Annotated in this window: 10 protein-coding genes and 1 pseudogene; 7 read left to right on the top strand and 4 right to left on the bottom strand. The window is 70.9% G+C overall.

From position 1 onward, the window contains the following. Window positions 1-3: 3 nt before the first annotated feature. Genes yidD through rpmH form a run of 3 tightly spaced genes read right to left on the bottom strand, consistent with a single transcriptional unit; the run spans window position 4 to window position 873 of the window. Complete coding sequence (gene yidD, locus OG799_RS28975; protein WP_406039483.1) at window positions 4-243, bottom strand: membrane protein insertion efficiency factor YidD; 240 nt, start codon at window positions 241-243, stop codon at window positions 4-6. 44 nt (window positions 244-287) lie between these two features. Then, complete coding sequence (gene rnpA, locus OG799_RS28970; RefSeq protein WP_406039481.1) at window positions 288-701, bottom strand: ribonuclease P protein component; 414 nt, start codon at window positions 699-701, stop codon at window positions 288-290. 34 nt (window positions 702-735) lie between these two features. Next, the gene (rpmH, locus tag OG799_RS28965) at window positions 736-873 is read right to left on the bottom strand and encodes a 50S ribosomal protein L34 (protein WP_067300964.1); all 138 of its coding nucleotides are present in this window, start codon (window positions 871-873) and stop codon (window positions 736-738) included. Window positions 874-1513: 640 nt separating this feature from the next. On the opposite strand from rpmH, the pseudogene dnaA reads away from it, so the two are divergent. The 5 genes and pseudogenes from dnaA to OG799_RS28940 all read left to right on the top strand — a co-directional run bounded on the left by dnaA (window position 1514) and on the right by OG799_RS28940 (window position 8167). After that, window positions 1514-3450 (top strand): annotated as a pseudogene (dnaA, locus tag OG799_RS28960) (chromosomal replication initiator protein DnaA). Between the two features lie 785 nt (window positions 3451-4235). Further along, window positions 4236-5369, top strand: coding sequence for a DNA polymerase III subunit beta (gene dnaN, locus OG799_RS28955; protein WP_406039478.1), 1134 nt, complete (start codon window positions 4236-4238; stop codon window positions 5367-5369). Window positions 5370-5410: 41 nt separating this feature from the next. After that, window positions 5411-6283 (top strand): phosphogluconate dehydrogenase (NAD(+)-dependent, decarboxylating), encoded by an 873-nt coding sequence (gnd, locus tag OG799_RS28950; protein ID WP_406039476.1) that lies wholly within the window; start codon window positions 5411-5413, stop codon window positions 6281-6283. Window positions 6284-6300: 17 nt separating this feature from the next. Continuing rightward, on the top strand, window positions 6301-7434 hold the full coding sequence (recF, locus tag OG799_RS28945; RefSeq protein ID WP_406039474.1) for a DNA replication/repair protein RecF: 1134 nt from the start codon (window positions 6301-6303) through the stop codon (window positions 7432-7434). Further along, window positions 7424-8167 carry a DUF721 domain-containing protein gene (locus OG799_RS28940; RefSeq protein ID WP_406039471.1) on the top strand — a complete coding sequence of 248 codons (744 nt, stop codon included), beginning with the start codon at window positions 7424-7426 and terminating at the stop codon, window positions 8165-8167. Before recF ends, OG799_RS28940 begins: the two co-directional genes overlap by 11 nt. 102 nt (window positions 8168-8269) lie before the next feature. Here the strand turns inward: OG799_RS28940 and OG799_RS28935 are convergent, their stop codons facing one another. Continuing rightward, on the bottom strand, window positions 8270-8824 hold the full coding sequence (locus tag OG799_RS28935; protein ID WP_406039469.1) for a hypothetical protein: 555 nt from the start codon (window positions 8822-8824) through the stop codon (window positions 8270-8272). Window positions 8825-9348: 524 nt separating this feature from the next. On the opposite strand from OG799_RS28935, the gene gyrB reads away from it, so the two are divergent. Then, on the top strand, window positions 9349-11295 hold the full coding sequence (gene gyrB, locus OG799_RS28930) for a DNA topoisomerase (ATP-hydrolyzing) subunit B (RefSeq protein ID WP_406039467.1): 1947 nt from the start codon (window positions 9349-9351) through the stop codon (window positions 11293-11295). Between the two features lie 130 nt (window positions 11296-11425). Then, on the top strand, window positions 11426-13945 hold the full coding sequence (gene gyrA, locus OG799_RS28925; RefSeq protein WP_406039465.1) for a DNA gyrase subunit A: 2520 nt from the start codon (window positions 11426-11428) through the stop codon (window positions 13943-13945). Window positions 13946-13947 lie beyond the last annotated feature (2 nt).

Genomic DNA, 13947 nt, shown 5'->3' with positions numbered 1-13947 from the left:
TTCTCAGGCTCCAGTCACATCGGCACGACGGCGGCCGCCCGGCTCCGGCACCGGGTCGTGTCCACCTGGGTGAAAGGGGTGGCAGCGCGACAACCGCCGGACCGACAGCCAGGCCCCCCGGAGCGCACCGTGCCGGGAGACCGCCTCCACGGCGTAGGCACTGCACGACGGGTAGAACCGACAGCGGGCCGGCAGCGCCGGGCTTATCCAACGACGGTACGCGACGATGGGCGCCAACAGCACTCGGGCACCGGTTGCCAAAGGCCGCGGGGTGGCGTTTTCGCCGCTCAACGGGACCGCCGACCGCGCGGGGCCCGCGCCGCGGCGAGCGCGGCGTCCAGGTCGGCCCCGAGCCGGGCGTACGGCGCCTCGGCGGTCGCGGGCAGTGCGCGTACCACCAGGGTGCTCCCGGCGGGGAGCTGGTCGAGCCGCTCGCGGACCAGGTGCCGGAGCCGGCGGCGGACCTTGTTCCGGACCACGGCGTTGCCGACCGCCTTGGACACGACGAAGCCGGCGCAGCTCGGTGCGGAGGTCTCCGCACCGGTGTTCCGCGCCGGCTCCGGCGAGGTTGTCGCGGTGGGTCCGGTGTTCGGGGGGAGGGTCAGGTGCACCACGACGGCACCGCGGCCGACACGTCGGCCACCCCGGACCGCTGCGGCGAAGTCGCTACTGCGCCGCAGTCGCTGTGCGGCGGCCAGCACGACTGCCCACCTCCCCGGACCGGACCGGTCGGCCTCAGGCCGACAGGCGGGTGCGGCCCTTGGCGCGACGGGTCGAAAGGATGGCGCGGCCGGCACGGGTGCGCATGCGCAGCCGGAAGCCGTGGGTCTTCGCGCGCCGGCGGTTGTTCGGCTGGTAGGTGCGCTTGCTCACGTCAGGCTCTCCGTTTTCGTACGCCCCACGCGGGGGATCGCCCGGGGTCGTGTGGTGGTCCAGGCCACCTCGGCGGTGGCCCACGATCGGTGCTGCCCGGCGATGCGGGACCTCGGCGATGCGGGGAAGCGACCGCGGACAGCAAACACCCATCACCCTAGCAGAGGGCGAGAGAGCAGCCGCTCCAGCCTACGCAGGGGGGCAATGACCGTCAAACATCACACCCGCGCCCGTCGCCGCGCCCTCCAGCACGACCGAAGGGGCGGTTTTCACTGATGTTGACAAGGGTGCCAGCGCGTTGACGGTTGATGACGCAGGGTCCGCGCTGTTAGCGTGCCCGATTGCGGTCAGCGTCGGGGGTCCGGGTTGTCGCTGACAGGAAAGACCGGACAAGGTAGTGAATCGTTCGGCACGGTGAACCCGCTTCAGCGCCTCCCGTGGATCAGGGGGCAGGTCCGACCCGCGTCCGATGGGCGGCCACAATCGGTCGGTACACACAGGCTGTGGATAACTTGTGGATGACGACCGGTCAGCCGTCCGGGTGGGTGTGACGTACACCCGCGCGAACGCGGTGGCGGGCCCGGAACGGTCGCTGGACATCAGCGGCGGCCGGGAGCAGAGGCGAGGGGGTGGCACGACGGTGACCGGAGCGACCGACCTCGCCGCGGTGTGGGCGGCGGCGACCGACGAACTCGCCGACGAGATCATCTCCGCGCAGCAACGGGCGTACCTGCGCCTCACCCGGCTGCGGGCGATCGTCGAGGACACCGCCCTGCTCTCCGTCCCGGACGCCTTCACCCGGGACGTGATCGAGTCGCGGCTCCGCCCGGCCATCACCGAGGCGCTCAGCCGCCGGCTCGGCCGGGCCATCCAGGTCGCCGTCACCGTGCGCGTCGCCGAGGATCCCGCCGCCCGGCCCCCGGGCACCGTCTACCGGACCGGCCCCGAGCCGGCCGACCTCGACGCCCCCCAGGACCTGCTCGCCGGCTTCGACCAGCCCGGCCCGGCCCCGGCCGGCACCCCCTTCCCCGGGCTCGCCTACCCGCCCCGGGGTGACGAGGCCGGCTATCCGACCCGAGCTGACGAGGCCGGTTACCCGGCCCGCGGCGACGAACCCGGCTACCCCGCCCGCGGCGACGAACCCGGCTACCCGTCGCGGGGCGACGAACCCGGCTACCCGGAGGCGCGGCCCGAGCCGCAAGCCGAGGAACCGGCGCCCCGGCAGCGCACCGCCGACGCCGGCCGGCCACAGCTCATCCCGGCCAGTCGGGACGGCCAGGACACCCTGTTCGGCGCCGCCTTCGCCGAGCCGCTGCGCGCCGCCCGGCCCCCGAGCGCCGGGGCTTCGACGAACGGGCCGCCCGGGCCGAGCCGCCGGCCGCCGACACCCGCGGGTACGAGCCCCGGTACCGGGAGAACGCCGCCGCCGACCCGCAGCCGCTGGGCGGCCTGCCCCGGGACGGCGGTACAGACAGCGGACCGGGTCGCGGCGGCGTGGATCGCCGGGCGGGCGGGCGGGACGACCGCCGCCCCGGTGGCGCGGAGAGCGGCAACCGGCTCAACCCGAAGTACATGTTCGAGACGTTCGTCATCGGCTCGTCGAACCGCTTCGCGCACGCCGCGAGCGTCGCGGTGGCCGAGTCACCGGCGAAGGCGTACAACCCGCTCTTCATCTACGGCCATTCCGGGTTGGGCAAGACCCACCTGCTGCACGCCATCGGGCACTACGCCACCACCCTCGGCAACGCCCGCTCGGTCCGGTACGTCTCGACCGAGGAGTTCACCAACGACTTCATCAACTCGCTCCGGGACGACAAGACCAGCGCGTTCCAGCGCCGCTACCGCGATGTCGACATCCTGCTGATCGACGACATCCAGTTCCTGGAGAACCGGGAGCGGACGCAGGAGGAGTTCTTCCACACCTTCAACACCCTGCACAACGCCAACAAGCAGATCGTGATCACCTCCGACCGGTCGCCGCGCCAGCTCGCCACGCTGGAGGACCGGATGCGGACCCGGTTCGAGTGGGGGCTGCTGGCCGACATCCAGCCGCCGGACCTGGAGACCCGGATCGCGATCCTGCAGAAGAAGGCCGCGCAGGAGCGGATGTACGCCCCACCGGACGTGCTGGAGTTCATCGCCTCCCGGGTGTCGAACTCGATCCGGGAGCTGGAGGGGGCGCTGATCCGGGTCACCGCGTTCGCCAGCCTCACCCGCTCGTCGGTCGAGCTGTCGCTGGCCGAGGAGGTGCTGCGGGACTTCATGCCGGACGGTGCCGGACCGGAGATCAACGCCGACCAGATCATGGCCTCCACCGCGGACTACTTCGGGGTGAGCCTGGAGGACCTGCGCGGCCAGTCCCGCTCGCGGGTGCTGGTCAACGCCCGCCAGGTGGCCATGTACCTGTGTCGGGAGCTGACCGAGCTGTCGCTGCCCCGGATCGGGCAGGCCTTTGGCGGCCGGGACCACACCACGGTCATGCACGCCGACCGGAAGATCCGCCAGCAGATGGCGGAGCGGCGCTCGCTCTACAACCAGATCGCCGAGCTGACCAACCGGATCAAGCAGAGCACCTGAGTCGTACGCCACACCGGCGCCCCCCGGAGTTGGCGCAGGAGACGCCCGGCGAGCCTCGGCCGGGCGTTTTTCGCATCTGGGTAGAGTCCCCGGCTTGACCCTGCACCGGCTTCAGGGCCCAGGATCGCTGTCATGTTCGTCCACAGGACCGCCCGGTTGTCCACATCCCCTGTTCCACAGACGGTGGAAAACCACACTCCGTCCACGAGTGGTTACCCACAGACTGTGGACAACTCCTGGGGACGAGCCTGTGGACGCCTGGGGATGACGGGGAAGTTGTCCACCGACGACGGTCGACCTGTGGGCGGCCTGTTGAAGGTTCTGGGGACGACGTCGATCGACGCGGTCCGGCCCGTCCACAGCGGTGGGGAGAAACCCCGTGGATTACCGGTGGACAACCGGTGGACAACCGTGGAAAACCTGGGGGCGGACGGCGCCTGTGGACTCCGACACGGGTTGTACCCCTGGTTCTCCACAGCCAAACCACCGGTGGATAACCTGTCTGACCTGCGCAGACGCCGGTTCTCCACAGTTTGCACAGGTGCGATGAAGACGATGAGTTATCTCTTCTAAAAGAATCAAAAACCAATCATCACCGTTGGACTTCCTGTGGATCGGTCCCGACACCGCCGTCGGCGGTCGCCCGGGCACCTGGATCCACGGGGTCGGGCGCACAGCCGATGCCCACGCGCCCTAAGGTGCGATGGGTACCCGCACGGTCGGGCGGGTCGGTAGGCAGCGGTCGGCATGAGAGAGTTGTCGCTGACGTCGACGCGGAGGCATTGATGAAGTTCCGAGTGGAGCGCGACGCGCTCGCCGAGGCGGTCGCGTGGACCGCGAAGAGCCTGCCCAACCGACCCTCCGTACCGGTGCTCGCCGGGGTGATGCTCCGGGTCACCGACGGCAACCTCCAGGTCTCCGGCTTCGACTACGAGGTCTCCAGCCAGGTCACCGTCGAGGTGCAGGGGGACGCCGACGGCGCCGCCCTCGTCTCCGGCCGCCTGCTCGCCGAGATCACCAAGGCGCTGCCCGCCAAGCCGGTGGACATCGCCGCGGTCGGCGCCCACCTGGAGCTGGTCTGCGGTAGCGCCCGCTTCACCCTGCCGACCATGCCGGTGGAGGACTACCCGGCCCTGCCGGAGATGCCGGAGAGCGCCGGCACCGTCGACGCCGCCGCGTTCGCGGCCGCCGTCGCCCAGGTCGCCGTCGCCGCCGGCCGCGACGAGACGCTGCCGATGATGACCGGCGTACGCATCGAGCTCTCCGGCGGCACGCTCGCCATGCTGGCCACCGACCGCTACCGCCTCGCGCTGCGCGAGATGGAGTGGAACCCGGACGACCCCGAGGTGAGCATCAACGCCCTGGTGCCGGCCCGGACCCTGAACGACACCGCGAAGGCACTCGGCCCGCTCGGCGGCCAGGTCACCATGGCGCTGTCCCAGGGCGCCGCCGGCGAGGGCATGATCGGCTTCTCCGGCGGCACCCGCCGGACCACCAGCCGGCTGCTCGACGGCGCCAACTACCCGCCGGTGCGCTCGCTCTTCCCGGCCAGCCACAACGCCGAGGCGCGGGTCCCGGTGAGCACCCTGATCGAGGTGGTCAAGCGGGTCGCCCTGGTCGCCGAGCGGACGACGCCGGTGCTGCTGAGCTTCAGCGCGGACGGACTGGTCGTCGAGGCCGGTGGCACCGAGGAGGCCCGGGCCAGCGAGGCGATGGAGGCCACCTTCACCGGCGACGCGCTGACCATCGGCTTCAACCCGCAGTACCTGATCGACGGCCTGGCCAACCTGGGCGCCCAGTACGCTCTGCTCTCGTTCGTCGACGCCTTCAAGCCGGCGGTGATTTCCCCGGCCGGTGAGGATGGCGAGGTCATCCCGGGGTACCGGTACCTCATCATGCCGATCCGCGTGTCCCGCTGATCGCGCCCCAGCAGACCACAGACGCACGGAGGTAGGAACAGATGCAGCTCGGCCTGGTAGGACTCGGCCGGATGGGCGGCAACATGCGCGGACGGTTGCGCGCCGCCGGTCACGAGGTGGTCGGCTTCGACCGCAACGCGGAGCTGAGCGACGTCGCGAGCCTGGCGGAACTGGCCGAGAAGCTGGAGTCGCCGCGTGCGGTGTGGGTGATGGTCCCGGCCGGCGTCACCGACGCCACGATCGACGAGCTCGCCGCGGTGCTCGGCGAGGGCGACATCATCATCGACGGCGGCAACTCGCGGTTCAGCGACGACGCCCCGCGCGCCGAGCGCCTGAACGAGCAGGGGATCGGCTACCTCGACGTCGGCGTCTCCGGCGGCGTCTGGGGCATGCACAACGGCTACGGCCTGATGGTCGGCGGCGCCCAGGAGCACGTCGCGCGGCTGCTGCCGATCTTCGAGGCGCTCAAGCCGGCGGGCGAGTTCGGGTTCGTGCACGCCGGGCCGGTCGGCGCCGGGCACTACGCCAAGATGGTGCACAACGGCATCGAGTACGGCCTGATGCACGCCTACGCCGAGGGCTACGAGCTGCTCACCGCCTCCGAGCTGGTGACCAACGTGCCGGGCGTCTTCAAGTCGTGGCGCGAGGGCACCGTGGTCCGGTCCTGGCTGCTCGACCTGCTGGATCGCGCGCTGGACGAGGACCCGGAGCTGGCCGAGCTGAGCGGCTACACCGAGGACACCGGCGAGGGCCGGTGGACGGTCGACGAGGCCGTCCGGCTGGCCGTGCCGCTGAACGTCATCACCGCCTCGCTCTTCGCCCGGTTCGCCTCCCGGCAGGAAGACTCCCCCGCGATGAAGGCCGTCGCCGCGCTGCGCCAGCAGTTCGGCGGCCACGCCGTCCACAAGCGCTGACCGGTATCCACACACCTGTGTACGTCCGCCGGCTCGAACTGGTCGACTTCCGCTCGTACGAGCGGGTCGGCGTCGACCTGGAGCCGGGCCCGAACGTGCTGATCGGCGCCAACGGCGTCGGCAAGACCAACCTGGTCGAGGCGCTGGGCTACGTGGCGACCCTGGACTCACACCGGGTCGCCACGGACGCCCCCCTGGTCCGGATGGGCGCCACCGCTGCGGTGATCCGCTGCGCGGTGGTGCACGACGGCCGGGAACTGCTGGTCGAGCTGGAGATCGTTCCCGGCAAGGCCAACCGGGCCCGGCTGGGCCGCTCGCCGGCCCGCCGCGCCCGGGACGTGCTCGGCGCGCTGCGGCTGGTGCTCTTCGCCCCGGAGGACCTGGAACTCGTCCGGGGCGACCCCGCCGAGCGGCGGCGCTATCTGGACGACCTGCTGGTCACCCGGCAGCCCCGGTACGCCGGGGTGCGCGCCGACTACGAGCGGGTGGTGAAGCAGCGCAACGCCCTGCTCCGGACGGCGTACCTGGCCCGTAAGACGGGCGGGTCGCGGGGCGGGGACCTGTCCACCCTCGCGGTGTGGGACACCCACCTGGCGCAGCACGGCGCGGAGCTGCTCGCCGGCCGGCTGGAGCTGGTCGCCGCGCTCGCCCCGCACGTGACGAAGGCGTACGACGCGGTCGCGGCGGGCCGGGGGGCGGCCGGGATCGCGTACCGGCCGTCGGTGGAGCTGCCCGACCCGACCGTGGACCGGTCCGCGCTGGCCGAGGCGCTGACCGTCGCGCTGGCCGAGTCGCGCTCGGCGGAGATCGAGCGCGGCACCACGCTGGTCGGGCCGCACCGGGACGACCTCGCGCTCACCCTGGGGCCGCTGCCCGCCAAGGGGTATGCCAGCCACGGCGAGTCCTGGTCGTACGCGCTGGCCCTGCGCCTGGCCGGGTACGACCTGCTGCGCGCGGACGGCATCGAGCCGGTGCTGGTGCTGGACGACGTGTTCGCCGAGCTGGACGCCGGCCGCCGGGAGCGGCTGGCGGAGCTGGTCGGCGGGGCGAGCCAGCTCCTGGTGACCTGCGCGGTGGATGATGACGTGCCGGCGGCCCTGCGCGGCACCCGGTACACGGTCGGTGAGGGGACGGTGCGTCGTGTCGGATGAGCCCCTGCTCCCGCCGGCCCGGCTCGGGCCGGGGCGCGGTGACCGTACCCCCGATGGTGGGGCGGACGGTCGGGCCGCGGGCCGCGGCGCCCGCCGGCGCGCGGTCGACGGCCCGGCCGGCGCCGGAGCCGCCGGCGGCGGTGAGGCAGCGACCGGCGGTGAGGCAGCGACCGGCGGTGAGGCGGCGACCGGCGGTGAGGCGGCGACCGGCGGCGGTGAGGCGGCGGGACCGGCCGGGCCGGAGCTGGCCCGGGCGGTGCTGGACGCGGCGAAGGCCCGGCGGCAGGCCGCGGCCGGCACGCGGCGGCGTAGCGCGGTCGGCGGTGACGGTGGGGGCGAGCGGCGCCTGCGCGGCTACTCCGGCCCGGGGCCGGACCCGCGTGACCCGCAGCCGCTCGGCGCGGTGCTGGACCGGTTGATGAAGGCGCGCGGCTGGCAGCAGCCGGCGGCCGAGGCGACGGTCTTCGGCGCGTGGGAGCGGGTGGTCGGGCCCGAGGTGGCCCAGCACAGCCGGCCGGTGAAGCTGGAGAACGGCGAGCTGACCGTGGAGGCCCGCTCCACCGCCTGGGCGACCCAGCTACGGCTGCTCGCCGGTTCGCTGCTCAAGCAGATCGCCAGCGAGGTCGGCCATAACGTGGTGCGCAAGCTGCACATCCACGGGCCGGCCGCCCCGTCCTGGTCCCGCGGCCCGCGCCGGGTCCGTGGCCGCGGCCCGCGCGACACCTACGGCTGAGTTTGTGCGACATGCGGCATGTCGCGGCTTCCCCGGGACGGGACATCGCGATCTGCCGCAAAGCGCCCCCGCCCGCCAGGGCGCCCGCCCGCGAGGCGGCGGTCAGGCGTCGGCGTAGACCGCGAAGCCGCGGTCGGCGCAGCGCCGGTAGAACGCGGCGAGCACGCTCAGCTCGGCGCAGGTGAAGTTCCACTGCGGCGGGTCGCCGTTCTCGTCGCGCAGCCCGTCGAGGCGGGTGTCGAGCCAGCGCAGCTGCTGCTCGGCGAGGCGACCGTCGGCCATCAGCGAGCGGAGCACCTCGCTGACCGACTCGAAGGTCACCGCCTCGCCGAAGGGCCGGTGCTGGGCGACGAACTTCTCCACCCCGCCGGCGATCCACGAGCACCCGTCGGGGTCGATCACCGGATCCTCGTCCTCGGCGGCGGCGTCAGTGGCGTAGAGCACATTTTCCAGCCCGAGGATCAGGTCGACCAGCTCGGTGTACGCGGTCGCCCGCACCGTGCCGGTCTTGGCGATCAGCTCGGCGAGCGCCGCGGTCGGCGCGGAGATCCGGGGCAGGTCGACGATATCGCCGAAGTCGACGAACTCGGCCGGCGCGACCGGGTCGTAGAAGCGGCCGGTCCGCGGCCAGTGCACCGCGACGTTGTCCAGCCCCATCTGGCTCACCTCTTACAGCACGTTGTCGGACCGGTCGGGTCGATCGTCCCGGTTCCGACCGGGAAAGATCAAGACCGCTGCGGCGGGCGCCGCAAAGGTACGGCACGGCCGGTTCGGCCGCGACCCCTGGGCGGTTACGCACCGGTACCGATCCGGTGGCCGGTCGCGCCCTCGATCAGGGCCTGGCGTGTAGGGGGAGTCGCGGACAGCACGGTTCGGCCGGCTACGGAGGTCTCAGCCGCCCCGCAGGGGTGCCGAGTGGCGGTTTAGTCGTGTGCGCACAGTAAGATTGACGGCGAGACGAAGACTCGACCCGGAGCGACGGACACGGGCCCACGAGGGCCCTTGATCATTGCCCCGGATCGGGTCGAGCCGATCGCGATCCGCGGGCAACCGCGGCGACCGGCGTACGCGATCCGTGACCTGGAGAATATCCGGGCCGGTCCGTGCGCCGACGTCGCGTCCTGTCCGCCGAACCCGCGCCCCCGCGCCCTGGCGCGGTCGGCGCAAGAAAGTGGCCGAGGGTGGCAGCGCAGGACAAGCAGGAGTACGGCGCCGAGTCGATCACCGTTCTCGAGGGGCTGGAGGCGGTCCGGAAGCGGCCCGGTATGTACATCGGGTCCACCGGTGAACGCGGTCTGCACCACCTCGTGTGGGAGGTCGTGGACAACGCGGTCGACGAGGCGCTGGCCGGGTACTGCGACACCATCGACGTGGTGCTGCTCGCCGACGGCGGCGTCCGGGTCACCGACAACGGCCGTGGCTTCCCGGTCGACCTGCACCCCAAGCTGAAGAAGCCGGGTGTCGAGGTCGCGCTGACCGTGCTGCACGCGGGTGGCAAGTTCGACGGCAAGGCGTACGCGGTCTCCGGCGGTCTGCACGGCGTCGGCGTCTCCGTGGTGAACGCCCTCTCCACCCGGATGGCGGTGGAGATCCACAAGTCCGGTTTCGTCTGGCGCCAGCAGTACTCCAACTCCAAGCCCAGCCCGCTGGAGAAGGGCGAGACCACCGACCGCACCGGCTCGGCGGTCTCCTTCTGGCCCGACCCGAACGTCTTCGAGACGGTCGACTTCGACTTCCAGACCATCTACCGGCGCCTCCAGGAGATGGCCTTCCTCAACCGCGCCCTCTCCATCCACCTGCTCGACGAGCGGGTGCCGGAGGAGGAGGAGGGCAAGCCGCGCGAGGTCACCTTCTACTACGAGGGCGGTATCGCCGACTTCGTCCGGCACCTCAACGCCTCGAAGAACCCGATCCACAAGACGGTGGTCGAGTTCGGCGCCGAGGAGGAGGGCATGTCGGTCGAGATCGCCATGCAGTGGAACGAGTCGTACGGCGAGTCGGTCTACACCTTCGCCAACACGATCAACACGCACGAGGGCGGCACCCACGAGGAGGGCTTCCGGGCCGCGCTGACCAGCGTCGTCAACCGCTACGGCGCGGACAAGAAGCTGCTCAAGGGCGACGAGAAGCTCTCCGGCGAGGACATCCGGGAGGGCCTGGCGGCGATCATCTCGGTCAAGCTGGCCAACCCGCAGTTCGAGGGCCAGACCAAGACCAAGCTGGGCAACACCCCGGTGAAGAGCTTCGTGCAGCGGGTCTGCAACGAGTGGCTGGTCGACTGGTTCGACCGGAACCCGGCCGAGGCCAAGACGATCATCCAGAAGGCCTCCCAGGCGGCCCGGGCCCGGATCGCCGCCCAGCAGGCGCGGAAGCTGGCCCGGCGCAAGTCGCTGCTGGAGTCCGGCTCGATGCCGGGCAAGCTGGCCGACTGCCAGTCCACCGACCCGCGCGAGTCCGAGGTCTTCATCGTCGAGGGCGACTCGGCGGGCGGCTCGGCCAAGCAGGGCCGGGACCCGCGGACCCAGGCGATCCTGCCGATCCGCGGCAAGATCCTCAACGTGGAGAAGGCCCGGATCGACCGGGTGCTCAAGAACAACGAGGTCCAAGCGCTGATCACCGCGCTGGGCACCGGCATCCACGACGACTTCGACATCGAGAAGCTGCGGTACCACAAGATCGTGCTGATGGCCGACGCGGACGTCGACGGCCAGCACATCCAGACGCTGCTGCTCACCCTGCTGTTCCGCTTCATGCGGCCGCTGGTCGAGCTGGGCCACGTCTACCTGGCCGCTCCGCCGCTCTACAAGATCAAGTGGAACAAGAAGGGCGACGACGCCCAGTACGCGTACTCGGACCGGGAGCGGGACGGGCTGATCGCACTGCGCCAGCAGAAGAAGCCCAACGCCCGGCCGGACGACATCCAGCGGTTCAAGGGTCTCGGCGAGATGAACTATCCCGAGCTGTGGGAGACCACGATGAACCCGGCCACCCGTACGCTGCGTCAGGTGACGCTCGACGACGCCGCAACCGCCGACGAGCTGTTCAGCGTGCTGATGGGTGAGGACGTCGAGGCGCGCCGCTCGTTCATCCAGCGCAACGCCAAGGACGTGCGGTTCCTCGACATCTGACCGGTCGCGCCGGGCCCGCCGGTGATCCATCGACAGGCCCGGCGGTCCACAGGGTTATCCACAGCTTGGCCGGTTTCCACAGCCGTTATCCACAGCGCGAAAACGACTCTGAGTCTGATAAGGGTTAACAGTGACCGATACTCCCGAGTCCACCCCGAGCGAGCCGGAGATCCCGGAGACAGCCGCCGCCGTCGTGGCGCACGACCGGATCGAGCCGGTCGGCCTCGAGGTCGAGATGCAGCGCTCGTACCTCGACTACGCGATGAGCGTCATCGTGGGGCGGGCCCTGCCGGACGTCCGGGACGGGCTCAAGCCGGTCCACCGCAAGATCCTCTACGCCATGTTCGACTCCGGCTACCGGCCGGACCGCGGCTACGTGAAGTGCTCCCGCGTCGTCGGTGACGTGATGGGTCAGTTCCACCCGCACGGCGACTCGGCGATCTACGACGCGCTGGTCCGGATGGCCCAGCCCTGGTCGCTGCGCTACCCGCTGGTCGACGGCAACGGCAACTTCGGCTCGCCCGGTAACGACCCGGCCGCCGCCATGCGGTACACCGAGTGCAAGCTCGACCCACTGGCGATGGAGATGCTGCGGGACATCGACGAGGACACCGTCGACCTGCAGGACAACTACGACGGCCGGGCCAAGGAGCCCACCATCCTGCCGTCGCGGATCCCCAACCTGCTGGTGAACGGCTCCGAGGGCATCGCGGTCGGCATGGCCACCAAGATCCCGCCGCACAACCTGCGCGAGATCGGCGCGGCGGTGCAGTGGTGCCTGGACAACCCGGAGGCCGACGAGGCGACCACCCTCGAAGCGCTGCTGGAGATCGTCAAGGGCCCCGACTTCCCGACCCACGGCCTGATCGTCGGTCAGGCCGCCATCCAGGACGCGTACCGGACCGGCCGCGGCTCGATCCGGATGCGCGCCGTGGTGGAGGTTGAGGAAGACAAGCGGGGTCGCCCCTGCCTGGTGGTCAGCGAGCTGCCGTACCAGGTCAACCCGGACAACCTGGCCGAGCGGATCGCCGAGCTGATCAAGGAGGGCAAGCTCGCCGGCATCGCCGATATCCGGGACGAGTCCTCCGGGCGTACCGGCATGCGGATCGTGCTCGTGCTCAAGCGCGACGCGGTCGCCAAGGTGGTGCTGAACAACCTCTACAAGCACACCCAGCTGCAGGAGACCTTCGGCGCCAACATGCTGGCCCTGGTCGACGGGGTGCCGCGCACGCTCAACCTGGCCCAGTTCATCCGCTACTACGTCGAGCACCAGATCGACGTGATCCGCCGGCGGACGGCGTTCCGGCTGCGCAAGGCCGAGGAGCGGGCGCACATCCTGCGCGGTCTGTCCAAGGCGCTGGACGCCCTGGACGAGGTGATCGCCCTGATCCGGCGCTCGCCCACCGTCGAGGACGCCCGGCAGGGCCTGATCCGGCTGCTGGAGATCGACGAGATCCAGGCGACCGCGATCCTGGACATGCAGCTGCGCCGCCTGGCCGCCCTGGAGCGGCAGCGGATCCTCGACGACCTCGCCAAGCTGGAAATCGAGATCGCCGACCTGAAGGACATCCTCGCCAAGCCGGAGCGGCAGCGGAAGATCGTTTCCGAGGAGCTGGGCGAGATCGTCGCCAAGTGGGGCGACGAGCGGCGGACGAAGATCGTGCCGTTCGACGGCGAGGTCTCGATGGAGGACCTGATCGCCCGCGAGGACGTGGTCGTCACCATCACCCGCACCGGGTACGCCAAGCGCACCAAGGTCGACCTCTACCGCTCCCAGCGGCGCGGCGGCAAGGGTGTCAGCGGCGCGACGCTGCGGCAGGACGACATCGTCAGCCACTTCTTCGTATGCTCCACCCACGACTGGATCCTGTTCTTCACGAACAAGGGGCGGGTCTACCGGGCCAAGGCGTACGAGCTTCCCGAAGCCAGTAGGGTGGCCAAGGGCCAGCACGTGGCCAACCTGCTCGCCTTCCAACCGGACGAGCAGATCGCGCAGATCATCGAAATCCCGAACTACCAGGTGGCGCCCTACCTGGTACTGGCCACGAAGAACGGCCTGGTGAAGAAGACGCGGCTTGAGGAGTTCGACTCCCCCCGTTCCGGCGGCATCATCGCGATCAACCTGCGCGATGAGGACGAGCTGGTCGGTGCTGCCCTGGTTGCGCCGGAGGACGACCTGCTGCTGGTCTCCAAGAACGCGCAGGCGATCCGGTTCAACGCCAGCGACGAGGCGCTGCGGCCGATGGGCCGGGCCACCTCGGGCGTGATCGGCATGCGGTTCAGCGAGGACGACGTCCTGCTCGCCATGGAGGTCGTGCGCGAGGGCCTCGACGTGCTGGTCGCGACGAACGGGGGATACGCGAAACGTACCCCGATCGAGGAATACCCGGTCCAGGGCCGGGGAGGTAAGGGCGTGCTGACTGCGAAGATCACCGAGCGACGCGGTGGTCTGGTCGGTGCGGTGGTGATCGACCCGGACGACGAGCTGTTCGCGATCACCAGCAACGGTGGTGTCATCCGGACTCCGGTGAAGCCTGTACGCCGTACGCGTGACCGGAACACAATGGGGGTCAAGCTGATGGACCTCCCGGACGGCGTGACTATCGTGGCGATTGCTCGCAATGCCGACGAGCCTGACGAACAGGACTAGTT

Source organism: Micromonospora sp. NBC_00898, assembly GCF_045207895.1.
Lineage (GTDB): Bacteria > Actinomycetota > Actinomycetes > Mycobacteriales > Micromonosporaceae > Micromonospora.
This window is presented reverse-complemented; position numbering and strand designations above follow the sequence as displayed.